Consider the following 26,716-nt stretch of genomic DNA (forward strand, 5'->3'; position numbering starts at 1 on the left):
GAGCCCCATGGAAAGGTTAACCGTGAATCTGGGCGAGCGCAGCTACCCCATACTGATTGCCGAAGGGCTGATGTCCCGTCCCGGACTGCTGCGCGATGCTGTCCGGGGCAGCAAGGTGCTGGTGGTGACCAACGAAGTCGTTGCGCCCCTCTACCTGGATAGCCTGGTCGCCAGCCTGGCGCCGCTCGCAGTGGATACTCTGGTCCTGCCCGACGGTGAACAGTTCAAAACCCTGGACACCTTTAACCAGGTCATGAGCCGGCTGCTGGCGGGCAACCACGGTCGCGACACTACCCTGATCGCTCTCGGCGGCGGTGTGATTGGCGATCTGACCGGATTTGCCGCCGCCTGCTACCAGCGTGGCGTGCCTTTTATCCAGGTGCCCACCACCCTGCTGTCCCAGGTCGACTCCTCGGTCGGCGGCAAGACCGCGGTCAACCATCCCCTGGGCAAAAACATGATAGGGGCTTTCTACCAGCCGGAATTGGTGTTGATTGACACCCTCTGTCTGCAGACCCTGCCGGAGCGGGAGTTCGCCGCCGGCATGGCGGAAGTGATCAAGTACGGCGTTATCTGGGATGCGGGCTTTTTCGCCTGGCTGGAGCAGAACCTGCCCCGGCTGCAACGGCTGGAAACCGACGCCCTGGCGCATGCCATCCGCCGTTGCTGCGAGATCAAGGCCGAAATGGTGGCCTGCGACGAACGCGAACACGGGGTGCGGGCGTTGCTCAACCTCGGCCATACTTTCGGCCATGCCATAGAGGCGGAGATGGGCTATGGCAACTGGCTGCACGGCGAGGCGGTGGCGGCGGGCACCATGCAGGCCTGCCATACCGCCCGTCTGCGCGGCGCCATGACCGACGCCGAGGTAGAGCGGGTTGGCGCCCTGCTGGCCCGCGCTCACCTGCCGGTGCAGGGGCCGGCCGAAATGGCCCTGGAGCACTACCTGCCGCATATGTTGCGCGACAAAAAAGTGCTGGCGGGCAAGCTGAGGCTGGTTCTGCCCAGGGGCATAGGGCAAGCCGAGGTGGTGGATGACGTGACCGAGGCGCAACTGTCCCGGGTGCTGGCGCCGGAGCGCCGGCAGCCGGAAGGCCGGCCGTGACCGAGACGGTCAGGATCCCCCTAGATTCCCAGCAGCGGCTGCTTGAACGGCTGCTGCACCTTTCCCGTCTGAATACCGATCTGGTCCTGCTGACCGGCCCTTCCGGGGCCGGTAAATCCTTCCTTGCCGGCCTGCTGGCCGAGCAGAGCGATTTGTTGATGCCGGCGCGGCTCGATGCCAGGGCGCTCGATACCAATGCCCGTTTTCGCGACACCCTGCTCGGACACTGGTTTGCCGGCGCCGTGTTCGACGCCGATGATGCCCTGTACGATTCGATGTCCCGCTTGTTGCCGGGCGGCCCGGGCAAGCGCCTGCTGGTGGTGGACAACGCCCCCTGGCTGAACGAGGTGCTGTTGCAGGAACTGGCCGGGTTGTACGCGCTGGCCGAGCGGGATCGTCCTTTCATGCTGTTGCTCGGTCACGCCGACTGGGCCCGGGAGGTTCGTCGCCAGTTGGACGATGCCCACATCGGCCCGGTGCTGGAGGTTGAAGTTCCCGAACTGAGCGAGGAAGATAGGCAGCAGTTATGGCAGGCGTTGGGCCGCCGGCCGCCGGCCGATGCCCCCGCCGTGCGTTATCCCGGTGACCTGACCGGTACTATGGAGCCGCCGATGAGAAAACCCGTGTATCAGCAATGGCTTGAGCAAAAATCGGTTAAGATTCTGTTGACCGCCCTGATCCTGCTGGGCCTGGTGATCCTGATCGTCAGCCTGCTTGGCGGGCGGGAGCCGGCCCGGTCCGGCCCGGTCCGGCCCATGGCCGACACCGCCCTGCCCGAGCCTGCGCCCAGTGTGCCCCTGGTGCTGGCGCCAGAGCCCGCCGAACCCGCTCCCGCCGAACCGGTGGCGGATAATGCCCCGGTGCGGGACTGGCCGGCAGCGCCCCTGCCCGAGTCGCCGCGGGTCGATACCCGGGTGGCGGACAGCCCCGACGACAGCGACAAGGAAAGGGTCGTGATCGAAGACGAAGTGGTCAGCCGGTTGCTGCAACGGGAGCGGGGCAAGGAAGCACCGGCGGTTGAACCGGTACGTCCGGTGGCGCCGGCTCCGGTCAGTCCCCTGTCGGTCCTGATGCAAAAACCCGCCGGGCGCTACACCCTGCAACTGATGGCGGGGCGCGAGCGAAGCCTGCTCGAACCCTTGGCCGAGCGCCACCGGCTGAGTCCTGCCTGGGTCTATCCGCGCAGCATCAACGGCCAGAACTGGTTTGTGCTGGTGTATGGCGACTTCGAGAGCCCGGAGCAGGCCAGGCGCGCCATCGGCGGCCTGCCAGCCGAACTGCAGGCGGCCAAGCCCTGGCCCAAGCCCTTCGGACAGGTGCAAAAGGAAGTCAAACCATAGTCATGGGGGCGGCTTGCGGTTACAATGCGCGCCCCCTGCAGCGGCTCGGCAACACAAGGTAATGATGACTAAAACTCGGGCATTCCTGAAATGGGCCGGCGGCAAGTACGGCCTGGTGGAGAGCATCAACCGTCGCCTGCCCGAGGGCCGGGTGCTGGTGGAGCCCTTTGTGGGGGCGGGGTCGGTGTTTCTGAATTCCGATTACGACGCTTACCTGCTGGCGGATATCAACGCCGATCTGATCAACCTTTACCAACTGCTCAAGACCCGCCCCGAGGCCTTTATCCGCGACGCCGCCGGCCTGTTTATCGAGGCCAACAACGACAGGGCCGTCTACTACGCCTTTCGGGCCGAGTTCAACCGGGAGCCGGATCCGTACCGTCGCGCCCTGCTGTTTCTCTACCTGAACCGCCACGGTTACAACGGCCTGTGCCGTTACAACCAGAAAGGGGGCTTCAACGTGCCCTTCGGTGCCTATAAAAAGCCCTATTTTCCCGAGCGGGAGCTGTGGTTCTTCGCCGAAAAGGCGCAGAAGGCCACTTTTGTCTGCCAGGGCTATGCAGAGGTGTTCGCCGCCGCGTGCGAAGAGCAGGTGTTTTACTGCGATCCGCCCTATGCGCCCCTGTCCACCACCGCCAGCTTCACCACCTATGCGGCCAACGGTTTTACCCTGGACGACCAGGCCATACTGGCGCGGCTGGCGCGGGAAACCGCCGCCCGGGGGGTGCCTGTATTGATCAGCAACCACGACATCCCCCTCACCCGGGAGCTGTACCGGGATGCCCAGCTCGACGTGGTGGCGGTCAAGCGCACCATCAGCCGCCATGGCCACAACCGCAAAAAGGTGGACGAACTGCTGGCGCTGTTCCGGTAAGACCCAGTTCGGCCCCCTGAGGGCTGGCGATGTGGCAGAGGACAGTGCGCCAATACCCTCAAGCCTAGCGCAGCACCAGCCTGACCACTCCCAGCAGGAGCAACACGAACAGCAGTATGGCGGTCGCCCCCAGCCCGATATAGGGCCAGGGACTGCCCCTGAACTGCAATTGCCGGTTTTTTTCCGACTGCACACCGAACAGGGCGGCCACTACCGCCTGCAGCCTGTGTTTCCAGCTCATAACCCACCTTTTCCGCCAACGTCTGCCAAGCATAGACGCCTTGCTAGAGAATCACCGGGCGCTGGGGTAGAATCGGGGCGTTTTTTGCGCTTAAGGGAACCCCCGATGAAAGACTACCTGATTGCCCCCTCCATCCTTTCCGCCGATTTCGCCCGCCTGGGCGACGATGTGGCCCGGGTACTGGACGCGGGCGCCGACGTGGTGCACTTCGATGTGATGGATAACCACTACGTGCCCAACCTGACCATAGGCCCCATGGTGTGCAAGGCCCTGCGCGACTACGGCATTCAGGCTCCCATCGACGTGCACCTGATGGTCAAGCCGGTAGACAGCCTGGTGCCCGAGTTCGCCAAGGCCGGGGCCTCCATCATCACCTTCCACCCGGAAGCCTCCGAGCATATCGACCGCACCCTGGGCCTGATCCGGGAGCAGGGCTGCCAGGCCGGCCTGGTATTCAACCCCGCCACCCCACTCAGCTACCTGGACTATGTGATGGACAAGGTGGACGTGATCCTGCTGATGTCGGTCAACCCCGGTTTCGGCGGCCAGTCCTTCATCGCCGCCACCCTCGACAAGCTGCGCCAGGCCCGCCGCCGCATCGACGAGAGCGGTCGCGCTATCCGCCTGGAGATCGACGGTGGGGTCAAGGTCGACAATATCCGCGATATCGCCGAAGCCGGTGCCGACATGTTCGTGGCCGGCTCCGCCATCTTCAGCCAGCCCGACTACAAGGCGGTGATCGACCAGATGCGCGCCGAACTGGCCAAGGCCCATGGCTGAGTTTGACCTGATCCAGTTCGATCTGGACGGCACCCTGATCGACAGCGTGCCCCAGCTGGCGCAGGCGGTGAACCGCATGCGGGTGCAACTGGGCTTTGGCGAGGCCGGCGAGCAGGCGGTGCGCCACTGGGTGGGCAACGGCGCCGACATGCTGGTGCGCCGGGCCCTGGCCGACGCCCTCGGCACCGAGCCCGGTGATGAGTTGCGCCGGGCGGCGCGTACCGCCTTCGATGTGGCCTACGACCAGGTGGCCGACCAGGGGCTGGTGTTCTACCCCGGGGTGCTCGATACCCTGGCGGCCCTGCGCCGGGCGGGCAAGCGGCTGGCCATCGTCACCAACAAGCCCTACCGTTTCGTGCCCGCCATTCTGGCGGCGGCCGGGCTGAGCGAGCAGTTCGAGCTGGTGCTGGGCGGCGACAGCCTGCCCGAGAAAAAACCGAGCCCGGCGCCCCTGCTGCACGTGTGCCGGCAACTGGACGTGGATCCGGCTCGCACCCTGATGGTCGGCGACTCCGAGAACGACGTGCTGGCGGCCCAGGCGGCCGGCATGGCGGTGGTGGGCCTGACCTACGGCTACAACTACGGCCGGGATATCGCCGACAGCGGCCCCGACTGGGTGCTGAGCGACTTTGCCGCCCTCGCCGATATACTGCTAACCGATTGACAGAGAACCGACAACCATGGCTAAACCGATAGTACTCAGCGGCGCCCAGCCCTCGGGCCAGCTGACCATAGGCAACTACATGGGCGCCCTGCGCCAGTGGGTGAAAATGCAGCAGGACTACGACTGCCTGTACTGCATCGTGGACATGCACGCCATCACCGTCCGCCAGGATCCCAAGGCCCTGCGTGCCGCCTGCCTGGACGCGGCCGCCCTCTACCTGGCCATCGGCCTTGAGCCCGAGCAGAGCACCATCTTCATCCAGTCCCACGTGCCCGAGCACGCCGAGCTGGCCTGGGTGCTCAACTGCTACACCCAGTTCGGCGAGCTGTCGCGCATGACCCAGTTCAAGGACAAGTCCAGCCGTTATGCCGAAAACATCAACGCCGGCCTGTTCACCTATCCGGTACTGATGGCGGCGGACATCCTGCTGTACCGGGCCAACCAGGTACCGGTGGGCAACGACCAGAAGCAGCACTTGGAACTGACCCGGGATATCGCCTACCGCTTCAACCAGCTCTATGGCGAGGTGTTCACCGTGCCCGAGCCCTTTATCCCCGAAGACGGCGCCCGCATCATGAGCCTGCAGGAGCCGACCAAGAAGATGTCCAAGTCGGACGACAACGCCAACAACTTCATCGGCCTGCTGGAAGATCCCAAAACCATCGCCAAGAAGCTCAAGCGGGCGGTCACCGACTCGGAAGATCCGCCCGTGGTGCGCTTCGATGTGGAGCAAAAGCCCGGCGTGTCCAACCTGCTGACCCTGATGTCCGGCGCCAGTGGTCGCACCATTGGCGAGCTGGAACAGCATTTCGAGGGCAAGATGTATGGCCACCTCAAAACCGAGACCGCCGAGGCGGTGCTGGCCATGCTGGAGCCCATCCAGCACCGTTTCCATGAGTTGCGGGAAGACGAAACCGAACTGCGTCGGGTACTGACCCTGGGGGCCGACAAGGCCCGGGCAAAAGCTGTACAGACCCTGGAAAAGGTATATGATGTCATCGGCTTCGTTCCGAAAAGCCGCTAAATACCAAAAGGAGCCGCCCGGCTCCTTTTTACATTATCCGAGTGGACGCATTCTTATCGATGAGTGAGCACATGACCCTTGATCGGGATCTGACCGACAAGCTGTACTGGCTGCGCAAGTTTCGCATGGCCAAAAACGACAAGACCTTGGAACTGATGGTGTCCAAGGCCATCGACGACCACCACCAGCATTCCGCCGTGGTGGCCGCCATCTATCTGGCCGAATGCCAGCGCGAGCGGGAAATGGCCCAGGGGCGTTTTCTCGACCACTAACCCCCGTCTCCTCCTTTAGGGCTGAGGTCAGCGCTCCAGCCCGGGCAGGTGGCGGAACAGTGCCAGCGCCTCCGGATTGGCCAGGGCGCCGAGGTTTTTCACCGGTTCCCCGTGCACTACGTTGCGCACCGCCAGCTCTACCGTCTTGCCCGAGCGGGTTTTGGGGATGTCGGCCACCGCCAGGATTTTTGCCGGCACATGGCGGGGCGTACACTGGCGGCGGATCCGCTCGCGGATGGCCTTTTCCAGCTCCTCGGTCAGTGCTTCCCCCGGGGCCATCTTCACGAACAGCACCACCCGAACGTCGTTCTGCCACTGCTGGCCGATCACCACTGCATCCTGGATTTGTTCGAACTGGTTGACCTGGCGGTAGATCTCGGCGGTGCCGATGCGCACCCCGCCCGGGTTGAGCACGGTGTCGGAGCGGCCGTAGAACAGCATGCCGCCATGTTCGGTCTGCTCGACGAAATCCCCGTGGTGCCAGACCCCGGGCCAGGTGGCCCAGTAGGCGGCGTGGTAGCGGCTGCCGTCCTCGTCGCCCCAGAACCCCAGCGGCCGGTTGGGGAAGCTGTTGCGGCACACCAGCTCGCCCCGCTGGCCGACCAGGGGGCGGCCTTCATCGTCGAATACCCCCACGTCCAGCCCCAGGCCGGGGCCCTGGCATTCGCCCCGGTACACCGGGCTGATGGGATTGCCGAGCACAAAGCAGCCGCAGATATCGGTGCCGCCGGAGATGGACGCCAGCTGCAGATCCCCCTTGATATGGCGGTAGACGTAGTCGAACTGCTCCGGTGCCAGGGTGGAGCCGGTGGAGCAGAGGGTGCGCAGGGCGCCGAGGTCGTGGCGCTCTGCCGGGTGGATGTGCTGCTTCTCCAGCGCCTCCAGGTACTTGGCGGAGGTGCCGAACAGGGCGACCCTTTCCCGTTCGCTCCAGTCCCACAGCACCCGGCCGTCGGGGACAAAGGGGGAGCCTTCGTACAGCAGCAGGGTGGCGCCGCTGGCCAGGGCGGACACCAGCCAGTTCCACATCATCCAGCCGCAGGTGGTGAAGTAGAGTACCTTGTCGCCGGCGCGGATGTCCGAGTGCAGCTGGTGCTCTTTCAGGTGGTTGAGCAACATGCCGCCGGCGCCGTGGACGATGCATTTGGGCTTGCCGGTGGTGCCGGAGGAATAGAGCACGTAGAGCGGCGCATTGAAGGGCATGGGACGGTAGCGGGGCGACCGGCCCCGGTGGCGTTCGAGCAGCTCGGGCCATGACAGGGCGCCATCACTCGGGGCCAACGAGTGCCGGCCGATATAGGGGATCTGCACCCAGTGGCGCACGCTGTCCAGCGCGGCGACTATCTCCCTGGCCTTGGCGCTGGTGTCGTGCAGCTTGCCGTTGTAGCGGTAGCCGTCGGCGCTGAACAGCACCTTGGGCCGGGTCTGGCCGAAGCGGTCGATCACGCTGTCGACCCCGAAGTCCGGCGAGGTGGAGGTCCAGATAGCGCCCAGGGCGGCGGTGGCCAGCATGGCGATCACCGTTTCCGGCAGGTTGGGCAGGTAGCCGGCCACCACGTCGCCGGGGCCTACGCCCTCGGCCTCTAGCCAGGCGCGCAGGGCCGCCACCTGGGCTTCCAGCTCGGCCCAGCTCAGCCGCCGGTGTCCCTGGCCCTCGGCCTGGAACAGCAGGGCATCTTCCCGGGCAAAAAGATGGGCATGGGACAACAGGTTTTCGGCGAAGTTGAGCCTGGCCCCGGGAAACCATTGATCCTGCTCGGGGCTCTGGCCCCGCTGCAGCAATACGTCTCCCTTGTGGCCGATCACGCCGGCGAAGTCCCACAACCGGCTCCAGAAGGCCTCGGCGTTGTCCACCGACCAGGCATGCAGGGCGGCGAAATCCTCGATGACCAGCCCCTGCTCCCGGTTCAGCTCGTCGATAAAGCGCCAGAGCCGGCTCTGCTCGATACGGGCCCGGTCGGGGCGCCAAAGAGGCAGGGATTCGCTATTCATCGGACCTCCGGTGATCGGGATGGGCGTTGGCAAAGGCTTCCAGCCGCTGGCAGGCGGTGTCTATGGCCACCAGCCGCGGGTAGGGGGCGAGATCCAGGCCGAAGCGGCGGGCGTTGTAGAGCTGGGGCACCAGACAGATATCCGCCAGGCCCGGGGTGTCGCCGCAGCAGAAAAGAGAGCCGCTTCCCGCCAGCTGCCGCTCCAGGGCGTCCAGGCCCAACCGCAGCCAGTGGTGGTACCAGGCCAGTTTTTGTTCCTCGCTTGCGCCCAGCTCCCGCTCCAGGTATTGCCGCACCCGCAGGTTGTTGAGCGGGTGGATGTCGCAGGCCACCTGCAGAGCGAGCGAGCGGGCCCGGGCCCGGGCGAAGGCGCCGGCCGGCAGCAGGGGCGGTTCGGGGAAGCGTTCGTCCAGGTATTCGATGATGGCCAGGGACTGGCCGAGCAGGCCCTCGCCGGTATCCAGGCTGGGCACCAGGCCGGTGGGATTGAGAGCGTGGTAATCCGCGCTGCATTGACGGCCTTCCCGCAGGTCGACGGGGACGGCCTCGACGGTTTGCCCCTTCAGGTTGAGCGCGATCCGTACCCGGTAGGCGGCGGAGGAATAGGGGTAGTCATAGAGTTTCATGTTTCACCACCCGCTGGTCGATGGCACCGAAGATGGAGTGGCCGGCTTCGTCCAGCATCTCGATGCGCACCCGGTCGCCGAACTTCATAAAGGGGGTGGTAGCCTGGCCCTGGTCGAGGATCTCCAGCATGCGCCGCTCCGCCAGGCAGCAGGAGCCGGTGCAGCGGTCCACATTGGAGACGGTGCCCGAGCCGATGATGGAGCCGGCGCAGAGTGCCCGGTTGAAACTGACGTGGGCCACCAGCCGGGCGAAGTCGAAGGTCATGTCGGTGCCGGCGTCGGGCTCGCCGAACAGCTCGTCGTTGAGGTGCACCCGCAGCCGGCGGTGGATCTTGTGCCCCCGCCAGTGCTCGCCCAGCTCGTCCGGGGTCACCGCCACCGGCGAGAAGGAGGAGGCGGGCTTGGACTGGAAGAAGCCGAATCCCTTGGCCAGCTCGTGGGGGATCAGGTTGCGCAGGGAGACGTCGTTGACCAGCATCAGCAGCTTGATGTGCTCGCCGGCCCGTTCCGCCGGGGTGCCCATGGGCACGTCGTCCGTTACCACCGCCACCTCGCCCTCGAAGTCGATGCCCCAGGCCTCGTCCGCCAGGCGGATATCCTCGCGCGGGCCGATAAAACCGTCGGACATGCCCTGGTACATCAGCGGATCCGTCCAGAAGCTGGCCGGCATCTCGGCGCCGCGGGCCTTGCGCACCAGCTCCACGTGGTTGACGTAGGCGCTGCCGTCGGCCCACTGGTAGGCCCGGGGCAGGGGCGAGGCGCAGGCGGCCTGGTCGAAGGGGAAGCTGTTGGCGCAGGCGCCCTCGTTCAACTGCCGGTACAGGGCCTGCAGCCCGGGTTCGGCCTCGGCCCAGTTGTCCAGCGCCGCCTGCAGGCTGGGGGCGATGGCCCCGGCCCGCACTGCCCGGCTCAGATCCCGGGACACCACGATCAACTGGCCGTCGCGGCCCTGTTTGAGAGAGGCTAGTTTCACAATAATCTCCTTAAAAATGTTATCGGCTATCATTCTTGCCTTGCGCTTAATCATATTCGGGCTACCTGCTGTAACCGTAGCCAAGAGACAACAGGGACGCCTCTATCCAGTCCCGACACCGTCCGATGATGGTGCCAGCAGGCAACAGCGGGGCGATAGATAGGACAAAGGGCGCTGCTCCGCCGGCCCTCCGCGCCAGGGAGGGCGCGGCGGAGCCTCCAGGGACGGATTCACGGCGTGCCGGAGGAGGAGTGCGCTTTGGCCGATGTTTTGCCTGTTCAAAAGTCAACAAAAACTTGTGACCAAGGGTCAGGCTTCCCGCTATCAGCCCTTCACCTGCCAGGAATTCACATAATCCGGGTTTTCCACCCCCTCGGGCAGCTCGGCCACGTCCAGCGGCAGCCGGGTGTCGATCATCACCGCCACTTCGTCGGTCTCGGTGCGGGCATGCCTGGCGCCGGCGGCGAAGGCCTTGGGGTGGGGTCCATGGGTGAAGCCGCAGGGGTGCAGGGTGATCATACCCGCCGCTATGTTGTCCCGGCTGAAGAAGTTGCCCTTGTGGTAGAAGATGACCTCGTCGTAGTCGTCGTTGTTGTGGTAGAAGGGCACCTTGAGCGCGCCCGGATCCGACTCTATGGGCCTGGGCACGAAGGTGCAGATCACGAAGCCGTTGGCGACGAAGGTGGTGTGGGCCGAGGGCGGCAGGTGGTAGCGGTGGCTCATCAGCGGGCGGATGTCGCGCCAGTTGAGCCGGAACACGGTGAGATCGCCCTTCCAGCCCCGGGCGTCCAGCGGGTTGAAGGGAAAGGTGATGCGGTTCATCTGCTCCCTGGCCTTGAGCCGCACCTGCCATTCGCCGGCCCGGGCGCTTTGGTCCCTGAAGGCGTCGTCGATGCGCGGGTATTCCAGCACCGCCGGGTCGAAGATGGCGTGGGCGCCCACCAGGCCGCGCTCGGCGTTCAGGTAGGAACCGTTGCTGGCCTCGATCATCAGCAGGGTCACCGGCTCCTCGATCTCCAGCCGCCAGGTGGTGGAGCGGGGCAGGATCAGGTAGTCGCCATCCCCGAAGGCCAGCCGGCCGTAGTCGCAGTAGAGCCAGCCCTTGCCCCGGTGCACGAACAGGCACTCGTCGCCGTCGCCGTTACGTACCAGGTGATCCATGGAGCGTTCGCTCTTCCAGAGCCGCACCTTGACGTTGGCGTTATGCAGCAGGGGGGCGGCATCCCAGGGGCTCTGGCCCGGCGGCGTCAGCCGGTTGGTATCGAAGGCGCGTGGCCGCAGGGGGCCTTCCCAGGCACTCCAGCCGGTGGGGGCGTGCTCATGGTACATATGGGTGGCCGGGCCGAAGAAGCCCTCCTTGCCGATTTCCCGCTCGAAGGTGCCCGCCGGCATGTCGCAATGGGCCTGGCGCGAGGTGTCGCCCTCGCGGATGGGGAATTGGAACCAGTGACGCATCAGCCTGCTCTCCCTGAGGTGATTTAGTTGCATATGTTACTAATATCCACGGAGGAGATGGATGTTTCAAGTGCTATTGTTAAAATATAGTAAATTTTACGGTTTTTATCGGAACCCTATGGGGTTAACTTGCCTTCCCATAAGAAAAAATAGTTACAATTCTCTCATTTCACCGTCGTTGCCAAAGGATCTTGCATGGCAGAAAAGAAAATCCATTTCGAGCTGGACGATTTTGTTCCCTACAAGCTGATGCGGGTGGCGGAGCTGGTGGGGACAGGACTGGCGGCCTTTTACCGGGAGGAATTCGGCATCAGCCGGCCCGAGTGGCGTTTGCTGGCGGCCATCGGCCACCGGGAACAGGTGATTGCCCGGGAACTGGCCGAGCTGACCTGCATGGACAAGGTCAAGGTATCCCGCGGGCTGCAGGGGTTGGAGCAAAAAGGCCTGATCGCCCGTCGCCCCCTGCCCGAGGATCAGCGGGCCGCCCTGGTCTGCCTGACCCCGGCCGGGCAGGATCTGTACCAGCGCATGGTGCCCCGGGTACTGGAGTGGGAGGCCCGCCTTATCGACTGCCTGTCGGCCTCCGAATACCGGGACATGGTCAATGGCCTGGATCGTCTTATCACGCGGCTGGACGAACTGTAGCCCGAGTTTTTTCCTGTGCCGGATCCGGTGCCCGCCGGTTTCGGCTGCTACAGTAAGCAGAGATTTTTGCGCTGCAGCAAGAGGTACATCATGACTCGGGCCAGACCTGATAATACGTCCTCCCCAATGCCGCCGGGCTCCGTGCCACCGGACTGGCACCAAGTATCGCCGGAGCAGGTCGAATCCCTGCTGGGCACGTCGTCCGCGGGATTGAGCCAGGATGAGGCCGAGCGCCGGCTGGCCCGGGTCGGCCCCAATCGGCTGGCTCGCCAATCGGCCCGGCCCTGGTGGCAGCGCCTGCTGCGCCAGTTCAACAACCTGTTGATCTATGTGCTGCTGGGGGCCGTGCTGCTGGCGGCGGCAATGCAGCACTGGCTGGATGCGGGGGTGATCCTGGCGGTGGTGCTGTTCAACGGTGTTATCGGCTTTTTGCAGGAAGGGCGTGCCGAGCAGGCGCTGGACGCCATCCGCAACCTGCTGTCGGCCCGGGCGGAGGTGGTCCGCGACGGTCGCCGGCTTACCCTGGAAACGAGTGAACTGGTGCCCGGAGACCGGGTGCTGCTGACCGCCGGCGACAAGGTACCCGCCGACATCCGCCTGTGCCAGGCCAGTCAGCTGCAAATCCAGGAGGCGGCCCTGACCGGCGAGTCTCTGGCCGTCGACAAGGATCCTGCCCCGGTGGCGGCCGATGCCGAACTGGGCGATCGCCGCTGCATGGCCTATTCCGGCACCCTGGTCACCCGGGGGCAGGGCTGGGGCCTGGTGGTGGCCACCGGCGGCGACACCGAGCTGGGCCGCATCAACCGCCTGCTGTCGACGGTGGAGCAACTGACCACGCCACTGCTGCGCCAGATGTCGCGGCTGGCGGCGGTGCTGACCCTGGTGGTGCTGGGCATGGCGGTGCTGGTGTTCGTGCTCGGCCTGTGGCGCGGCCAGGATCCGCAATTGCTGTTTATGGCCGTGGTCAGCCTGGCGGTGGCGGCCATCCCCGAGGGGCTGCCGACCATTCTGACCGTGGCCCTGGCGATTGGCGTGACCCGCATGGCCCGGCGCCACGCCATTATCCGCCGGCTGCCGGCAGTGGAAACCCTGGGCGCGGTATCGGTGATCTGTTCCGACAAAACCGGCACCCTGACCCGTAACGAAATGCAGGTGACCGAACTGCGCCTGGGGCCGCGGACGATGACGGTAAGCGGCCAGGGCTATGATCCGGCCGGCATCATCCAGGACGGCGCGGGCGAGGCAGCGCCTTCGGCGGCCCTGTCCTCGTTGTTGCTGGGGTGTGCCCTGTGCAACGACAGCCAACTGACCGAAGCCGGTGGACGCTGGCAGGTGCAGGGCGATCCCATGGAGGCGGCGCTGCTGGCGCTGGTGCACAAGGGGGGAGGCGATCCCCGGCAATGGCGACGGGAATACCCCCGGCTGGCCGAAATCTCCTTCGACTCGGCGCGCAAATACATGGCTACCCTGCACCGCACTCCTGCCGGCGAGGGAGTGTTGTTGCTCAAGGGGGCGCCCGACGTGCTGTTGCCCCTGTGTACCCTTCAGGCCGATGGTGCTCCCCTCGACGAGGCGGATTGGCAGGCACAGGTGGCCAGCCTGGCGGGCCGGGGGCTGCGGGTGCTGGGATTTGCCCTGGCCGAGGCGCCGGCCGGGCTGAATTGCCTGGGACCGGACTTGCCACTGGTGCGCTGGCGCCTGCTCGGCCTGGCCGGCCTGATGGATCCGCCCCGGGCCGAGGCGGCCGATGCCATCGCCCGCTGCCATAGGGCCGGCATCCAGGTCAAGATGATCACCGGCGATCACGGGGCCACGGCTTCCGCCATCGCCGGCCGCCTGGGCCTGCACAACGCCGCCGAGGTGCTGACCGGGCGCGATATCGAGGGGCTCAGCGACGCCGAGCTGGGCGAGCGGGTGGCGGAGGTGAATGTGTTCGCCCGCACCACGCCCGAGCATAAACTGCGCCTGGTGCAGGCGCTGCAATCACGGGGCGCCGTGGTGGCCATGACCGGCGACGGGGTCAACGACGCGCCCGCACTCAAGCGTGCCGACGTGGGCGTGGCCATGGGCCAGGGCGGCACGGAAGCGGCGAAGGAGGCGGGGGATATGGTGCTGACCGACGATAATTTCGCCACCATCACCCGGGCGGTGCACGAAGGCCGCATCGTGTACGACAACCTGAAAAAGGCGGTGGTGTTCCTGTTGCCGATCAACGGCGGCGAATCCCTGTCCATCATACTGGCGCTGCTGCTATCGCTGACCTTGCCGATAGAGCCGCTGCAAATCCTGTGGGTGAACATGGTCAGCTCCATCGGCCTGGCCATGGCGCTCGGTTTCGAGGCCGGTGAGCCGGGGGTGATGCGCCGCCCGCCCCGGGATCCCGGGGCGGCCATGCTGTCTCCTTTTCTGGTCTGGCGTATCCTGCTGGTATCGGCGCTGTTCACCGCCGGCATTTTCGGGGTATTTCTGTGGGCCAGGGCCCAGGGCCTGGGCGAGGCCTATGGCCGGACTATGGCGGTCAACACCCTGGTGGCGATGGAGGTCTGGTACCTGTTCAGCGTACGCTACCTGTACGGAGGCTCCCTGAGCTGGCGCGGCCTCAGGGGCACGGGGCCGGTACTGCTGGCGGTGGCCCTGGTGCTGGTATTGCAACTGATGTTCATCTATAGCCCGCCCATGCAGCACTGGTTTGGCAGTGTCGCCCTCTCCCCCTGGCACGGCCTGTTGACGGTGCTGGTCGGGCTGCTGGTATTTCTGATCCTGGAGCTGGAAAAATGGCTGATAACACGCTGGAACATAACTACCGGCTGACCCTGGTGCGCCACGCCAAGTCGAGCTGGGCGTCGCCGGTGCCGGCAGACCGGCTGCGCCCCCTTAATCAGCGGGGGCGGCGCGAGCTGCCGCAGATGGCGGCGCGGCTGGCCGGACGGCTCGGCTGCCCCGGGCGCATCCTGGTCAGCCCGGCATTGCGCACCCGGGCTACCGCCGAGGCCTTCGTCGAGGCCCTGGGCTGTCCGCCGGAGCGGGTCCGGCTGGAGGAAGAGCTCTACGAAGCCGATGGCGAGCGGCTGCTGGCGGTGCTGCGGCGACAAGCCGCCGATTGCCGCCACCTGATGGTGGTGGGGCACATGCCCGGCCTGGGCGAGCTGGCCCGGACCCTGTGCGGCGGACCTGAGGACAAGTTCCCCACCTGCGCCGTGCTGCACATGGGCTTGAATATAGCACAATGGTCCCGTTTGGAGCCTGGCTCGGGCCGGCTGTTGTGGTATGCCACACCCCGTTCGGAGGGGCTTCGCCAGGACTATGCTTAAGGGTCGAGACCTGAGCGAGAGAATGCCATGGCGTTTGAACTTTGCCCGGCGCAGCCACTGGATCTGGCGCTGCGCGAGGCGGCCCGGGAGCTGCTGGAGCGCTCCGCCCGTTCGCTGGCCCGGGAGCCGGCGGCGAAGGCCGTGCACGACAGCCGCAAGAACCTGAAGAAACTGCGCGCCCTGTTGCGCTTGATCGCCGGCCCGTTGGGGCATCGTTTTCGTCGCGACGACCGCGGCCTGCGGGACATCGCCCGGGCCCTGGCGCCGCTGCGCGACCTGGAGGTGCAGCGCCGGCTGCTCGGCCAGCTGTCGGCGCGCCATCCGGCCCTGGCCGGGGCCAGCCAGGACCTGGCCGCCACCCTGCCGGCCCCGCCCGGGGCGGACAGGATCCTCCGCCACTGCGCCCTGGCCCTGCTCGATGCCCGCGAACGAGTGGCGCGCTGGCCACGGCTGGCGCCGCGTTTTCGGACCCTGGTCGGCGGCCTGAGCGCCGTTGGCCTGCAGGCCGGCGAGATGCCGGCGGCGGCCGGGCAGGACGGAGAAGCCTGGCACCAGTGGCGCAAGGCGGTCAAATATCATGGCTATCAACTGCGCTTTTTACGTCCCCTGGGGGGCGACGGGCTGGCTACACGTCTGCGTCGGCTCGGCGAACTGGGCGAATGCCTGGGGGAGGAGCACGATCTGGACCTGCTGGCGGGCCTGTTCCTGGCGCGGATGCCTGGACCGGCCGGCGCCGTCCTGCCGGCACTGCGGGAGCCGCAACGGGTGTTGCGCCAACGGGCGCTGGCGCTCGGTGCCGAGCTGTTCGATCCGGCCACGGACTGGATGGCGGAGCTGCGGGCCGGCTGGCGCCGGGGAAGGACCTGACTCAGCCCAGCGGCAGCAGGATGGCCGTGAGCTTCCAGTCCACTCCGCGCCGGCTCAGGATGAACTCCGCCTGCCTGCCGTCCCGGTCGGTGACGGTCACTACAAAGGTGTCGAACGAACGGTAACCCATGCGGGCTTCATCGAAGGGGCGCCTGCGCTCGCCGGCCGGTTGCCCGCCGTCCCCGCCGGCGGACGGCGTGGGCTCGGGGATGCCGGGCACCGGGGTTTCGCCGCGCATCAGCCGTTCTATGCCGGCTGGGGTGGCATAGGTATCCACCAGGCCATCCACCACCACATTGGCAAAGGCGGCGCCCAGGGCGGCAAGGGGATTGTCCCTCAGCTCTCCGCCCAGTTCCCGCTGCATGCGGGCGTTGAGCTGGTCCTTGAGGCTCTGGCGCACGCTGTCGAATTCCACGTACCCGGCCAGGGCCCGGCTGTCGCGCCGGTCCACGGCGTCGGCGATGCGGTAGGCAACCAGCCAGGGGGCGGCCACCAGGTAGCCCAAGGCCAGCAGCAAGAGCGGCGCCGGCAGGTATCTGAGTCTGAACATGAGGCTCTCCAAACGGGGAATCCCCCAAGGCTGCCTGCGGAGCGGCAGGCTGGCAAGGGAAAAACGCCGGGCAGGGGCCATACTTAAGGCAGTCCCCCCCCACAAAGGAGTCCTATCATGCTGGAAGCACACGGAATGGAAGTGGAAATGCACCGCCAGGACGCACATACCCTGGCCCTGACCATCAGAATTTTCGGCGACATCGCCTACGACGACTTCAGGCAAATGGAGCAGCGGCTCGAGCAGCAACTGGCCGAGATGGACAGCCCGCGCATTCGCGCCCTGGTGGACCTGACCGGTTTCAGCGGCTGGGAGGCCCGGGCCTTCTGGGAAGAGATCCGCTTTACCCGCCGCCACGGCGACGACTTCAGCAAACTGGCGATAGTGGGTGTCAACCTCAAGGAAAAAGTGATGGCCAGGCTGGTGGACTGGTTCATGCTGAGCAGCCGGGTCGAATACTTCGAGCGACTGGACGAGGCCCGCGCCTGGCTCGACAGTGACGAGCCCTGAACGACCCCTTTCGTCGCGCGCCGTGGGTGGCGCGCTGCGTCCCGGCCCGGCTTCCGGCACCGGTGCCGGGCGGGCTCTTGAGTTCTGGCCCAGACCTGTCAGAATCCTTGGCCGTCGTTGTTCCTTCTTTATTCAGGGTTTTCAAGATGCGCAAATATCAAACCGGTCTGCCCCTGCTGGCGGCACTGCTGCTCGCCGCCTGCTCCGCTCCCTCGGTCCACCGCCAGGCACCGCCCGCCGATATCGAGGTGGTCCGTGGTCCCACCAGCATAGTGGGCGGCAACGCCAAGGGGGAGCAGGACATTACGGTGCGAACCCCGCACCTGGCCTTCGCCATTTCCCTGGGCGAGGCTGAGGGACAGAAGGGCGCCCTGGTGGATCTGGCGCTGGTGGAAAACGGCCTGTTCGGCGCGGATCGGGTCGCCTCCCTCGATTTCGTCCCCGGCGAGGGGGAACTGCGCCTGGTCGATGCCCGTATCCTGGAGCACAAACCCGAGCGCCTGGTGATCGAGCTGACCCGGGAATGGAACGGCAACACCCTGATCAGCCGTTACGAGGTGGCCCGGGACGACGCCGGCATCCGCCTGAGCAGCCGGTTGCAGACTCCGGCCCGGGAAACCCTGTTCGCCGGCTACCGTCTGCTGCGCAACGAGCCGGGCAGCCACGGTTCGCCAAGCTACAATGAAGTCCCGCGCATGGTGCATACCCACTGGACCGCGGCCCAGTTGCAGAACGAGCTGGGCATCCTCTACGAGAGCGACGACCTGCGCCGCCCCCACAAACCCGATCAGAAAAGCGAGTTCAATGCCTGGCTCAACGCCGGTTCGCTCGGCTCCCTGCTGGCCGACAAGGAAATGTATGCCGGCGCCGGCCGGGCCGAGCTGGGCCTGCTGGAGCTGACCCCGCTCACCGCCGGGTTCGAGGCCCAGTTGCAGGAGCTGCGCCAGCGCTGGAGCCGGGGCGAGAAGGTTTATCTCAGCGCCAACCCGGTGCTGCGCGGGCCGCGCCAGAATACCGGCAAGCTCTATGCCTACACTCCCAAGGGCCGGCTGACCGCCGACTATGCCAGTGCCGCCGCCAAGGGGCACAGCTTTCTGAGCTTCGGCCCCGAGGTGTTTCCCATCACCACCAACTTCGGCGGCACCGCAGCCCCCTTCAGCGAAAGCCAGGTGGAATTCCGCTCCGAGGTGGGCCTGGCCCGTGCCGAGGTCTGGCTGGATGGCAAACAGGTCGCCGGCTGGAGCATCAACGGTGCCAAGTGGTTCCGGACCGGGGTGCCGGTACCGCCCAACCACACCTGGATGCAGTGGGTGGTGGAAGATCGCAACGGCAACCGCGCCTATTCCAATCCCATCTGGATCAAATAACCCGGTGCCGGCGGGGCGAGCAGGTCTCGCCGGCAAAAATGATAACGATTCGCTTTAACGTCTGTGGGCTATTGGGTACTCTTGACACCCTGTTTTTGTCCGAGATGTTTCCATGTCCCATGCTTCCAGTTTCCGGGCCCTGGCCCGACTGCTGCGCTACGCCGCCGGCTACCGCCGGCGCATAGTGGCGGCCACCGCCTGCTCCATCATCAACAAGCTGTTCGATATCGCCCCCGAAATCCTGATCGGCATCGCCATCGATGTGGTGGTCAACCAGGAGCAAAGCTTCGTGGCCGGGCTCGGCTTTGTCGAGGCCAGGGACCAGATCCTGGTGCTCGGTGTGCTCACCTTTCTGATCTGGGGCGGCGAGTCGCTGTTTGAATACCTCTACCAGATCCTGTGGCGCAACCTGGCCCAGCGGCTGCAGTCGGATTTGCGCCAGGATGCCTACCAGCATCTGCAGCGGCTGGATATGGGCTTTTTCGAAGGCAACAGCTCGGGCCAGCTGGTGTCCATCCTCAACGACGACGTCAACCAGCTGGAGCGGTTTCTCGACGGCGGCGCCAACAGCCTGATCCAGGTGTTCGTGACCGTGGTGGCGGTGGGGGCCGTGTTTGTGGTGCTGTCGCCACAGATTGCCCTGCTGGCCTTTACTCCCATTCCCATCATCATCTGGGGTGCCTTTTATTTTCAGCGCAAGGCCGGTCCCGTGTATGCCGAGGTCCGTGAAAAGGTGGGCGAGCTGGCCGCACGGCTGTCCAACAACCTGGGCGGTATCGCCACCATCAAAAGCTTTACCGCCGAGGCGCGGGAGGCCGGCCGCCTGCGCCAGGCCAGCGAAGCCTATGTGGAGGCCAACCGCAACGCCATCCGCATCAGCTCGGCTTTTATCCCGGTGATCCGCATGGCTATCCTGCTGGGTTTTCTCGCTACCTTTATCCTCGGCGGGCTCAAGACCCTGGACGGCAGCCTCAATGTGGGCGCCTACGGGGTGCTGGTGTTCCTGACCCAGCGGCTGCTGTGGCCCTTGACCGGCCTGGCCCAGGTGATCGACTTGTTCGAACGGGCCATGGCCAGTACCCGGCGTATCCTCGATCTGATGCGGGTGCCGGTGCAAAACGATGACACCGGCGAGCCCCTGCCGGCGCCGGTGCGCGGGGAAATCCGCTTTGAGCGGCTCGGCTTTCATTATCCCGCGAGCCGGGTCGGGGTGCAGGACATCAGCCTGACGGTGCCCGCCGGCACCACCCTGGCGCTGGTGGGCGCCACCGGCTCCGGCAAGTCCACCCTGATCAAGCTGCTGTTGCGCTTCTATCAGCCCGACCGGGGCGCCATCTACCTCGACGACCGGCGCATAGAGCGGCTGCGGCTCAGCGACCTGCGCGGCAATATCGGCCTGGTGAGCCAGGAGGTGTTCCTGTTCGAGGGCAGCATTCGCGACAACATCGCCTATGGCCGGCCCGAGGCCGGTGTTGCCGAGGTGGAAGCGGCGGCCCGGCTGGCCGAGGCCTGGGAATTTATCGAACGGTTGCCCCAGGGGCTGGAGACCCCGGTGGGCGAGCGGGGCGTGCGGTTGTCCGGCGGCCAGCGCCAGCGGCTGTCCCTGGCCCGGGCCCTGCTCAAGGATCCGCCGGTGCTGATCCTGGACGAGGCCACCAGTGCCGTGGACAACGAAACCGAGGCCGCCATCCAGCGCTCCCTGCGCCATATTGCCCACGGCCGGACCCTGATCCTGATTGCCCACCGGCTGTCGACGGTGGTGCAGGCGGACCACATAGTGGTGATTGACCGGGGCGAGATCGCCGAGCAGGGCAGCCACGCCGGGCTGCTGGAGCAAAACGGCCTCTATGCCGCCCAGTGGCGGGTACAGACCGGCATGGCGGACTGAACAAAGGGCGTGGTATCGCCATGGCACCGGTGGTTGTCGCCGGTGCCGGCCTCGCCGACAAAACGCGTTAAAAATAACACCTGTTCTTATTACTACTACGTTATTTAAATAAAATCAGTAACTTAGCCTTGTGCTCGTTTGAAAAAAACGGCATTCGCGTCTATCATACCTTTCTGCATCCAAGGGGAGAGAGGGATCATGAAAGGCGACAAAAAGGTCATCGAATACCTGAACCAGGTGCTGAGCATAGAGCTCACTTCCATCAACCAGTATTTCCTGCATGCCCGCATGTTCAAGAACTGGGGACTGGCCCGGCTTGACGAACGGGAATACAAAAAATCCATCAAGGACATGAAACAGGCCGACGCGCTGATCGAGCGGATCCTGTTCCTGGAAGGGCTGCCCAACCTGCAGCACCTCAACCGGCTGCGCATCGGCGAGCATACCGCAGAGATGCTGGAATGCGATCGCGACCAGGTGGCGGAACAGCTGGTGGTGCTGAAGGAAGCCATCGCCTACTGCGAATCGGTGCGCGACTATGTTTCGCGCGAACTGCTGTGCGAGCTGGAGGAATACGAGGAAGCCCACCTCGACTGGATCGATACCCAGCTCGATCTGATCGGCAAAATCGGCATTGAAAACTACCAACAGTCGCAACTGTAAGGGGACGAGAACATGAAAGGCAATCCCAAGATTATCGCCGCGCTCAACGATCTGCTCGCCGGTGAACTGAGCGCCATGGATCAGTACTTCATACATTCCCGCATGTATGACGACTGGGGCCTGCACAAGCTGTTCGAGCGTATCGATCACGAATTCGAGGACGAGAAGGGCCATGCCTCCAAACTGATTGAGCGCATCCTCTTCCTGGAAGGCACCCCCGACATGGTCACCCGGGTACCGCTTAATATCGGCAAGGACGTGCCCGCCATGCTGCAGAGCGACCTGGACCTGGAATACAAGGTGATCGAGGATCTGCGCAAGGTCATGGCCCTGTGCGAACAGGAGCAGGACTACCAGACCCGCGACATGCTGCAGGTACTGCTGTCCGACACCGAAAACGATCATACCTACTGGCTGGAGCAGCAGCTCGGCCTTATCCGGCGCATCGGACTGCCCAACTACCTCCAGTCCCAGATGTAACCCCTCAGCGCCCGGCCTGCCCGGGCGCTGTGCTATCTGCCTCCCAGCAGGGAGCCCAGCAGGCCGCGGGCAATACGCCGGCCCAGCTGACTGCCGATGCTGCGCAAGGTACTCTTGGCCACGCTTTCCAGCAGTGAATCCCGGTTGCCGGCCCTGGCGGACGGCCGGGGTTGTGGCGCCGCCGCCGGCTGTTGCGCCAGCCGCCGCTCTAGCAGTTCGAATGCGGACTCCCGATCCAGCAGCTGCTCATAGCGCCCGGCCAGGGGGGACTGGGCCAGGCGGGTTTGGCGTTCTTCGGCGCTGAGCGGGCCGATGCGGGATTCGGGCGGACAAATCAGGGTCAGCTCCACCGCCGTGGGAGCGCCCTTGTTGTCCAGCACCGACACCAGTGCCTCGCCCACGCCCAGGGTGGTGATGGCGGCCAGGGTGTCGAAGGCGGGGTTGGGCCGGAAGGTGCGGGCCGCGGCCCGCACCGCCTGCTCGTCCCTGGGGGTAAAGGCGCGCAGGGCATGCTGTACCCGGTGGCCGAGCTGGCCCAGTACGGTGTCCGGCAGGTCGAGGGGATTCTGGCTGATAAAGTAGATACCCACCCCCTTGGAGCGGATCAGGCGCACCAGTTGCTCTATTTTTTCCCGCAGTGGCCGGGGCGCCGACTGGAACAGCAGGTGGGCCTCGTCGAAAAAGAACACCAGCTCCGGCCGGGGCGGATCGCCCAGCTCCGGCAGGGTTTCGAACAACTCGCTCAGCAGCCACAGCAGGAAGGTGGTGTACAGCCGGGGGCTTTGCATCAGCCTGGTGGCGTCGAGAATGCTGACCACGCCCTGGCCGGAAAAGTCCCGTTGCATCAGATCCCGCAGGTTGAGCGAGGGCTCGCCGAAAAAATGTCCGCCGCCGTCCTGTTCCAACACCAGCAAGCGGCGCTGGATGGCGGCCAGGCTGTTGGCCGGCAGGTTGCCGTACTGGCGGCCGAGCGACTTGCCGTTATCGGCGACCCAGCCGAGCAGGGCACGCAGATCCTTGAGATCGAGCAGCAGCAGGCCCTCGTCGTCGGCAATGCGAAAGCAGCTGTACAGTATGCCGGTTTGGGTGTCGTTCAGCTCCAGGATATGGGCCAGCAGCAGTGGCCCCAGCTCCGAGATGCTGGCCCGCACCGGGTGGCCCTGGCGACCGTAAAGATCCCAGAACAGGGTCGGCGTGGCCCTGGGCTGGTACTGGTCCCGGCCCAGCAGGGCAAGCCGCTCGGCGATTTTTCCGCCCGGGCTGGCGGGGGCGGCCAGCCCCGACAGATCGCCCTTGACGTCGGCCATGAACACCGGCGTGCCGGCGCGGGAAAAGCCTTCCGCCAGGGTCTGCAGGGTGACGGTTTTGCCGGTGCCGGTGGCGCCGCTAATCAGCCCATGGCGGTTGGCCATGGGCAGGCGCAGCGCCACCGGCTCCCGCTCGCGGTTACTGCCGAGGTAAAGCGATGTGGTGTCCATGATGAGTCCCGGTTGAGAACGGATAGCCCAAAGCTTAGCCGATTTGCCGGGGTTGGCGCGGGGGAGAAGCAGGCTCCCACGGCGAGCGTGGGAGCGATGGGGATCAGTCGAGGGTTTGCAGGCTCTGCTGGTAGCTGTCGAAGGTCTTGCTCACCGAGGCGGCGGCACCGCCGGTCAGTTTGCTGACCGCAACGATGGCGACGGAGGCGAAGATAAAACCGGGCACGATTTCATAGATATCGAAAATGCCGCCGGAGATCTGCTTCCACACCACCACGGTAATGCCACCCACCAGTACCCCGGCCAGGGCGCCGTTGCGGTTCATGTCGCGCCAGTACAGGCTGAACAGCAGAGCGGGACCGAAGGCGGCGCCAAAGCCGGCCCAGGCGTAGGACACCAGGCCCAGGACAGTGCTGTCGGGGTTGAAGGCCAGCAGCAGGGCGACAATGGACAGGGCGATGACCGCGAAGCGGCCCACGTTGACGATGCTCTCTGAGCTGGCATCGGGTTTGAACACCCGCTTGTAGAAGTCTTCCGCCAGGGCGGAGGAGGACACCAGCAGCTGGGAGTCGGCGGTGCTCATGATGGCGGCCAGGATGGCGGCCAGCAGGATGCCGGCGATTACCGGGTGGAACAGGGTATTGACCAGCACCATGAAGATGGTTTCCGGATCGGCCAGCTCGCCGCCCTGGACCTTATGCACATACAGCAGCCCGACCAGGCCCACCATGACGGCGCCGGCCATGGACAGGAAGCTCCAGGTGACGGCGATGCGGCGGGCGGTGGTGAGATCCCTGTTGCTGCGGGTGGCCTTGAAGCGCGCCAGGATATGGGGCTGGCCAAAGTAGCCCAGGCCCCAGGCGGCGAGGGAAATGATGGCGATGGCCGACAGGGGTTCGCCCTTGGCGTCGTTCCACAGGGTCAGCAGTTCGGGGTTGAGGCTGTGCAGGTCGGCATTGAGCTGGCCAAAGCCTCCCTCCATGGCGGCGAGGGGCACGAACAGCAGGGCGGCGGCCATCAGCAGGCCCTGCACCAGATCGGTCCAGGACACGGCCAGAAAGCCGCCGAACAGGGTATAGGACACGATGCACAGGGTGCCGACGATCACGGCGATGCTGTAGTCCAGGCCGAACACGGTTTCAAACAGCTTGCCGCCCGCCACCAGGCCGGAGCTGGTGTAGAACAGGAAGAACAGCAGGATGAAAAAGGCGGAAATGGTCTGCAGCAGCTTGGAGTTGTCCTCGAACCGGCGCGACAGGTACTGGGGAATGGTGAGGGCGTTGTCGGTTTCGATGGAATAGGTGCGCAGCCGCTTGGCGCAGAACAGCCAGTTGGCCCAGGTGCCCAGCAGCAGGCCGCCGGCCAGCCACAGGGATTCGAGGCCGGCGGCATAGGCATAGCCGGGCAGGCCCAGCAGCAGCCAGCCGCTCATGTCCGAAGCGCCGGCGGAAATGGCCGACGGCCAGGGGCCGAGGGAGCGGCCGCCGAGGAAGTAGTCGGACGAATTGGCGGTGCGCTGGTAGGCATAGTAGCCGATGGCCAGCATGCCGAGCAGATAGACGATAAAGGTGCCGGTAATGGCAAAGTTGGATTCAATCATTCCCTGTTTCCTCCGGGATGGCTTCCTGTATTGGCGGTGCGTCATAAGGCGCCGGGCCACGGAGATTGGACACCGTGGTTACGCTTTTGTTACGCAAACAAGGATAGTAGGAGGAAGCGGCGCCGGGGTCTTTTGCTTTCCTGCGTTATTTTTTAGGAAAACTCCGGTACCGGCTCAGCGTCGCCACTTGCGGTAACGGGAAGGAGACAGGCCGAACCGGCTCGAAAACACCTGGGTGAACAGGCTCTGGCTGGAAAAGCCGCAATGCTGGGCGATACAGGCCAGGCTGTGCTGGCTGTCGGCGAGCAGGCGCCGGGCCTGTTCCAGGCGTTTTTCTAGCACATACTGGTAGGGGGACAGCCCGGTCTGCGCCTTGAACAGCAGGTGGAACTGGCTTTCGCCCAGAAAGGCGCAGCCGGCGAGCTGGGCCACGGTGATTTTGCGCTCCAGGTGCTGGGCGATGTAGGCGTCGATCACCTCCAGGTTCAGTCGCTTGGCCCTGGGTTGCCGGCGGGGAAAGGCCATGTGCCGGTGCAGGGCGCACAGCAGGGTATGGGCGCAGGCCTGGCCGAGCAGGTGATCCTCCGGATTGGCGCGCATCTCCTGGCTCAGCACCGACACCAGTTGCCTGGCCGGGGGCGCGAGCTGGAAGTAACAGGGTTTGTCGAACAGCCCGGCCAGGCGTTCCTCCTGGCCAGGGGCCACCGGCTCCTGGCGCAGGGGCAGGTTGACCACCAGAATGGCGTTGCTGCCCCGCCCGCCAAAGGCATGATCCCGCTCGGCAGACACCAGACAGCCCTGGCCCGGCCCTACCAGGTTGCCCTGGCCGGCAATATCGAACTCGGTGCGGCCGTTCAGGCCGATGACGATCTGATTGTAGTGGTGCTGGTGATGCGCCATTTCCGTGGGCAATGCCATGATTTCAAAAGGCTTAAAAGCAGGCATGGGGTTTTCCTGAGGTTGGGCCGACGTTCACAAAAACGCCAATTGTACACCCCAAGCCGCCCGGGCTCCACGGCATCGGCTTACCCCAGCCGTTCCACCAGAAAATCCACCAGCAGCCGTACCTTGGGGGTGAGGTGGCGGTTGTGGGGATAGAGCACCCAGACCCCGTCGTCCGGCAGCCGGTAGGGGTCCAGCAGGCTGACCAGCTCGCCCCGGGCCAGCTCCTCCTGCACGTAATAGTCCGGCAACTGCACTATGCCGAGCCCTTTTATGGCCGCGTCCTTCAGCGCCAGGCCCGAGTTGCAGTGCCAGCCATTGCCCAGCCGGAAGCTCAGGGGCTGGCCCCGCACCACAAAGCGCCAGTGATCCACCGTGCCCGCCAGGCACTTGTGCCGGCCCAGCTCGGCCAGGGTGGTGGGCGTGCCGTGGCGCTCCAGGTAGGCGGGCGCGGCACACAGGTACTGGGTGCGTCGGGCCAGTTTGCGGCACATCAGCGAGGACGAGTCCAGGGTGCCGAGGCGGATGGCCAGGTCGAAGCCTTCCTGCACCAGATCCACCGTCTGGTTGGTCAGCACCATGTCCAGCTCCAGCGCCGGGTGCAGCAACAGAAAGTCGTTGACCAGGGGAGCCAGGAAATGCTCGCCATAATAGACGGGGGCGGTAATGCGCAGCCGGCCCACCGGGTTGCCCTCCATCGCCGACACCAGCCGTTCGGCCTCGGCCAGCCCGTCCAGCACCTTGCGGGTATGGTGATAGTACATCTGGCCCACTTCGGTCAGCCGCAGTTTGCGGGTGGTGCGATACAGCAGCTTGGCGCCCAGCCGGTCTTCCAGCTGGCTGAGGCGCCGGCTGACATGGGCGACAGACACCTCCAGCCTGCGGGCGGCGGCGGTGAAGCTGCCGGTTTCCACCACGCAGATAAATTCGTTGATACCATCCCAGTGAACCATTATTACTCAGCTGTAAAAATCATTTGCCGTGCTGAGGATTATCGTTGATGAAGGCTGTAATACAATACCGGCACAGGCAGCGCCTTGCGGCGCGGCTGAAGGCTTACCATGGAGCGC

At 65.3% G+C, this 26,716-nt stretch carries 26 protein-coding genes; 16 read left to right on the forward strand and 10 right to left on the reverse strand.

Annotated elements, in window-relative coordinates; all coding sequences use genetic code 11:
* Positions 1-7: 7 nt before the first annotated feature.
* From aroB to C7I36_RS05925, 3 genes are all read left to right on the forward strand, one after another.
* A complete protein-coding gene (gene aroB / locus C7I36_RS05915) occupies positions 8-1,105 on the forward strand; it encodes a 3-dehydroquinate synthase (RefSeq protein ID WP_106452798.1) in 1,098 nt (365 codons plus the stop codon).
* Positions 1,102-2,445, forward strand: coding sequence for an SPOR domain-containing protein (locus tag C7I36_RS05920; RefSeq protein WP_106452799.1), 1,344 nt, complete (start codon positions 1,102-1,104; stop codon positions 2,443-2,445). The genes aroB and C7I36_RS05920 overlap by 4 nt, the downstream gene beginning before the upstream one ends.
* 64 nt (positions 2,446-2,509) lie before the next feature.
* Entirely contained in the window at positions 2,510-3,319 is an 810-nt protein-coding gene (locus tag C7I36_RS05925) for a Dam family site-specific DNA-(adenine-N6)-methyltransferase (protein WP_106452901.1), read from the forward strand.
* A gap of 64 nt (positions 3,320-3,383) precedes the next feature.
* Here the strand turns inward: C7I36_RS05925 and C7I36_RS05930 are convergent, their stop codons facing one another.
* The gene (locus C7I36_RS05930; RefSeq protein WP_106452800.1) at positions 3,384-3,560 is read right to left on the reverse strand and encodes a DUF2970 domain-containing protein; all 177 of its coding nucleotides are present in this window, start codon (positions 3,558-3,560) and stop codon (positions 3,384-3,386) included.
* A 105-nt stretch (positions 3,561-3,665) separates the two neighbouring features.
* Here C7I36_RS05930 and rpe point away from each other — a divergent pair, with 105 nt between their 5' ends.
* The 4 genes from rpe (at position 3,666) to C7I36_RS05950 (ending at position 6,300) form a co-directional block, all read left to right on the forward strand.
* Positions 3,666-4,340, forward strand: a complete 675-nt coding sequence (gene rpe, locus C7I36_RS05935) for a ribulose-phosphate 3-epimerase (RefSeq protein WP_106452801.1) — start codon at positions 3,666-3,668, stop codon at positions 4,338-4,340.
* Positions 4,333-5,004, forward strand: coding sequence for a phosphoglycolate phosphatase (locus tag C7I36_RS05940; protein WP_106452802.1), 672 nt, complete (start codon positions 4,333-4,335; stop codon positions 5,002-5,004). The genes rpe and C7I36_RS05940 overlap by 8 nt, the downstream gene beginning before the upstream one ends.
* A 16-nt stretch (positions 5,005-5,020) precedes the next feature.
* On the forward strand, positions 5,021-6,028 hold the full coding sequence (gene trpS, locus C7I36_RS05945; RefSeq protein WP_106452803.1) for a tryptophan--tRNA ligase: 1,008 nt from the start codon (positions 5,021-5,023) through the stop codon (positions 6,026-6,028).
* Between the two features lie 71 nt (positions 6,029-6,099).
* Positions 6,100-6,300 (forward strand): hypothetical protein, encoded by a 201-nt coding sequence (locus tag C7I36_RS05950; RefSeq protein ID WP_245880046.1) that lies wholly within the window; start codon positions 6,100-6,102, stop codon positions 6,298-6,300.
* A 27-nt stretch (positions 6,301-6,327) separates the two neighbouring features.
* Here C7I36_RS05950 and C7I36_RS05955 read toward each other — a convergent pair whose 3' ends face one another.
* The 4 genes from C7I36_RS05955 to C7I36_RS05970 all read right to left on the reverse strand — a co-directional run bounded on the left by C7I36_RS05955 (position 6,328) and on the right by C7I36_RS05970 (position 11,345).
* Entirely contained in the window at positions 6,328-8,292 is a 1,965-nt protein-coding gene (locus C7I36_RS05955; RefSeq protein ID WP_106452805.1) for an acetoacetate--CoA ligase, read from the reverse strand.
* The gene (maiA, locus tag C7I36_RS05960; protein ID WP_106452806.1) at positions 8,285-8,917 is read right to left on the reverse strand and encodes a maleylacetoacetate isomerase; all 633 of its coding nucleotides are present in this window, start codon (positions 8,915-8,917) and stop codon (positions 8,285-8,287) included. Before maiA ends, C7I36_RS05955 begins: the two co-directional genes overlap by 8 nt.
* A complete protein-coding gene (locus C7I36_RS05965; RefSeq protein WP_106452902.1) occupies positions 8,904-9,890 on the reverse strand; it encodes a fumarylacetoacetate hydrolase family protein in 987 nt (328 codons plus the stop codon). Before C7I36_RS05965 ends, maiA begins: the two co-directional genes overlap by 14 nt.
* A gap of 324 nt (positions 9,891-10,214) precedes the next feature.
* Positions 10,215-11,345, reverse strand: a complete 1,131-nt coding sequence (locus tag C7I36_RS05970) for a homogentisate 1,2-dioxygenase (RefSeq protein WP_106452807.1) — start codon at positions 11,343-11,345, stop codon at positions 10,215-10,217.
* 195 nt (positions 11,346-11,540) lie between these two features.
* On the opposite strand from C7I36_RS05970, the gene C7I36_RS05975 reads away from it, so the two are divergent.
* The 4 genes from C7I36_RS05975 to C7I36_RS05990 all read left to right on the forward strand — a co-directional run bounded on the left by C7I36_RS05975 (position 11,541) and on the right by C7I36_RS05990 (position 16,168).
* Positions 11,541-11,990, forward strand: coding sequence for a MarR family winged helix-turn-helix transcriptional regulator (locus tag C7I36_RS05975; RefSeq protein WP_106452808.1), 450 nt, complete (start codon positions 11,541-11,543; stop codon positions 11,988-11,990).
* Between the two features lie 90 nt (positions 11,991-12,080).
* Complete coding sequence (locus C7I36_RS05980) at positions 12,081-14,801, forward strand: cation-translocating P-type ATPase (protein ID WP_106452809.1); 2,721 nt, start codon at positions 12,081-12,083, stop codon at positions 14,799-14,801.
* Positions 14,765-15,301 (forward strand): SixA phosphatase family protein, encoded by a 537-nt coding sequence (locus C7I36_RS05985; RefSeq protein WP_106452810.1) that lies wholly within the window; start codon positions 14,765-14,767, stop codon positions 15,299-15,301. Before C7I36_RS05980 ends, C7I36_RS05985 begins: the two co-directional genes overlap by 37 nt.
* A 27-nt stretch (positions 15,302-15,328) precedes the next feature.
* The gene (locus C7I36_RS05990) at positions 15,329-16,168 is read left to right on the forward strand and encodes a CHAD domain-containing protein (protein ID WP_106452811.1); all 840 of its coding nucleotides are present in this window, start codon (positions 15,329-15,331) and stop codon (positions 16,166-16,168) included.
* A 1-nt stretch (position 16,169) separates the two neighbouring features.
* On the opposite strand, the gene C7I36_RS05995 is transcribed toward C7I36_RS05990, so the two are convergent.
* Positions 16,170-16,718, reverse strand: coding sequence for a DUF2939 domain-containing protein (locus C7I36_RS05995; protein ID WP_181256303.1), 549 nt, complete (start codon positions 16,716-16,718; stop codon positions 16,170-16,172).
* A 117-nt stretch (positions 16,719-16,835) separates the two neighbouring features.
* Here C7I36_RS05995 and C7I36_RS06000 point away from each other — a divergent pair, with 117 nt between their 5' ends.
* The 5 genes from C7I36_RS06000 (at position 16,836) to bfr (C7I36_RS06020) (ending at position 21,626) form a co-directional block, all read left to right on the forward strand.
* Entirely contained in the window at positions 16,836-17,228 is a 393-nt protein-coding gene (locus C7I36_RS06000) for a SpoIIAA family protein (protein ID WP_106452812.1), read from the forward strand.
* A gap of 146 nt (positions 17,229-17,374) precedes the next feature.
* The gene (locus tag C7I36_RS06005; protein WP_106452813.1) at positions 17,375-18,595 is read left to right on the forward strand and encodes a CehA/McbA family metallohydrolase domain-containing protein; all 1,221 of its coding nucleotides are present in this window, start codon (positions 17,375-17,377) and stop codon (positions 18,593-18,595) included.
* A 112-nt stretch (positions 18,596-18,707) separates the two neighbouring features.
* On the forward strand, positions 18,708-20,483 hold the full coding sequence (locus C7I36_RS06010) for an ABC transporter ATP-binding protein (RefSeq protein WP_106452814.1): 1,776 nt from the start codon (positions 18,708-18,710) through the stop codon (positions 20,481-20,483).
* Between the two features lie 198 nt (positions 20,484-20,681).
* Positions 20,682-21,146 (forward strand): bacterioferritin, encoded by a 465-nt coding sequence (bfr, locus tag C7I36_RS06015; RefSeq protein ID WP_106452815.1) that lies wholly within the window; start codon positions 20,682-20,684, stop codon positions 21,144-21,146.
* A 12-nt stretch (positions 21,147-21,158) separates the two neighbouring features.
* Positions 21,159-21,626, forward strand: coding sequence for a bacterioferritin (gene bfr / locus C7I36_RS06020; RefSeq protein WP_106452816.1), 468 nt, complete (start codon positions 21,159-21,161; stop codon positions 21,624-21,626).
* Between the two features lie 32 nt (positions 21,627-21,658).
* On the opposite strand, the gene C7I36_RS06025 is transcribed toward bfr (C7I36_RS06020), so the two are convergent.
* The 4 genes from C7I36_RS06025 to C7I36_RS06040 form a co-directional block, all read right to left on the reverse strand.
* On the reverse strand, positions 21,659-23,104 hold the full coding sequence (locus C7I36_RS06025) for a helicase HerA-like domain-containing protein (RefSeq protein WP_106452817.1): 1,446 nt from the start codon (positions 23,102-23,104) through the stop codon (positions 21,659-21,661).
* 103 nt (positions 23,105-23,207) lie between these two features.
* Positions 23,208-24,704, reverse strand: a complete 1,497-nt coding sequence (gene putP / locus C7I36_RS06030) for a sodium/proline symporter PutP (RefSeq protein ID WP_106452818.1) — start codon at positions 24,702-24,704, stop codon at positions 23,208-23,210.
* Between the two features lie 174 nt (positions 24,705-24,878).
* A complete protein-coding gene (locus C7I36_RS06035) occupies positions 24,879-25,649 on the reverse strand; it encodes a helix-turn-helix domain-containing protein (protein ID WP_106452819.1) in 771 nt (256 codons plus the stop codon).
* Positions 25,650-25,729: 80 nt separating this feature from the next.
* A complete protein-coding gene (locus C7I36_RS06040; protein ID WP_106452820.1) occupies positions 25,730-26,599 on the reverse strand; it encodes a LysR family transcriptional regulator in 870 nt (289 codons plus the stop codon).
* Between the last annotated feature and the right edge of the window lie 117 nt (positions 26,600-26,716).

Origin of the sequence: Zobellella taiwanensis (genome assembly GCF_003012795.1) — a bacterium.
Classification (GTDB): Bacteria; Pseudomonadota; Gammaproteobacteria; order Enterobacterales; family Aeromonadaceae; genus Oceanimonas; species Oceanimonas taiwanensis.

Coding starts and splice junctions, on each gene's coding strand:
- aroB (WP_106452798.1), top strand. CDS start 8: ATGGAAAGGTTAACCGTGAATCTGGGCGAGCGCAGCTACCCCATACTG.
- C7I36_RS05925 (WP_106452901.1), top strand. CDS start 2,510: ATGACTAAAACTCGGGCATTCCTGAAATGGGCCGGCGGCAAGTACGGC.
- C7I36_RS05930 (WP_106452800.1), bottom strand. CDS start 3,560: ATGAGCTGGAAACACAGGCTGCAGGCGGTAGTGGCCGCCCTGTTCGGT.
- rpe (WP_106452801.1), top strand. CDS start 3,666: ATGAAAGACTACCTGATTGCCCCCTCCATCCTTTCCGCCGATTTCGCC.
- C7I36_RS05940 (WP_106452802.1), top strand. CDS start 4,333: ATGGCTGAGTTTGACCTGATCCAGTTCGATCTGGACGGCACCCTGATC.
- trpS (WP_106452803.1), top strand. CDS start 5,021: ATGGCTAAACCGATAGTACTCAGCGGCGCCCAGCCCTCGGGCCAGCTG.
- C7I36_RS05950 (WP_245880046.1), top strand. CDS start 6,100: ATGACCCTTGATCGGGATCTGACCGACAAGCTGTACTGGCTGCGCAAG.
- C7I36_RS05955 (WP_106452805.1), bottom strand. CDS start 8,292: ATGAATAGCGAATCCCTGCCTCTTTGGCGCCCCGACCGGGCCCGTATC.
- maiA (WP_106452806.1), bottom strand. CDS start 8,917: ATGAAACTCTATGACTACCCCTATTCCTCCGCCGCCTACCGGGTACGG.
- C7I36_RS05970 (WP_106452807.1), bottom strand. CDS start 11,345: ATGCGTCACTGGTTCCAATTCCCCATCCGCGAGGGCGACACCTCGCGC.
- C7I36_RS05975 (WP_106452808.1), top strand. CDS start 11,541: ATGGCAGAAAAGAAAATCCATTTCGAGCTGGACGATTTTGTTCCCTAC.
- C7I36_RS05980 (WP_106452809.1), top strand. CDS start 12,081: ATGACTCGGGCCAGACCTGATAATACGTCCTCCCCAATGCCGCCGGGC.
- C7I36_RS05985 (WP_106452810.1), top strand. CDS start 14,765: ATGGCTGATAACACGCTGGAACATAACTACCGGCTGACCCTGGTGCGC.
- C7I36_RS05990 (WP_106452811.1), top strand. CDS start 15,329: ATGGCGTTTGAACTTTGCCCGGCGCAGCCACTGGATCTGGCGCTGCGC.
- C7I36_RS05995 (WP_181256303.1), bottom strand. CDS start 16,718: ATGTTCAGACTCAGATACCTGCCGGCGCCGCTCTTGCTGCTGGCCTTG.
- C7I36_RS06000 (WP_106452812.1), top strand. CDS start 16,836: ATGCTGGAAGCACACGGAATGGAAGTGGAAATGCACCGCCAGGACGCA.
- C7I36_RS06005 (WP_106452813.1), top strand. CDS start 17,375: ATGCGCAAATATCAAACCGGTCTGCCCCTGCTGGCGGCACTGCTGCTC.
- C7I36_RS06010 (WP_106452814.1), top strand. CDS start 18,708: ATGTCCCATGCTTCCAGTTTCCGGGCCCTGGCCCGACTGCTGCGCTAC.
- bfr (WP_106452815.1), top strand. CDS start 20,682: ATGAAAGGCGACAAAAAGGTCATCGAATACCTGAACCAGGTGCTGAGC.
- bfr (WP_106452816.1), top strand. CDS start 21,159: ATGAAAGGCAATCCCAAGATTATCGCCGCGCTCAACGATCTGCTCGCC.
- C7I36_RS06025 (WP_106452817.1), bottom strand. CDS start 23,104: ATGGACACCACATCGCTTTACCTCGGCAGTAACCGCGAGCGGGAGCCG.
- putP (WP_106452818.1), bottom strand. CDS start 24,704: ATGATTGAATCCAACTTTGCCATTACCGGCACCTTTATCGTCTATCTG.
- C7I36_RS06035 (WP_106452819.1), bottom strand. CDS start 25,649: ATGCCTGCTTTTAAGCCTTTTGAAATCATGGCATTGCCCACGGAAATG.
- C7I36_RS06040 (WP_106452820.1), bottom strand. CDS start 26,599: ATGGTTCACTGGGATGGTATCAACGAATTTATCTGCGTGGTGGAAACC.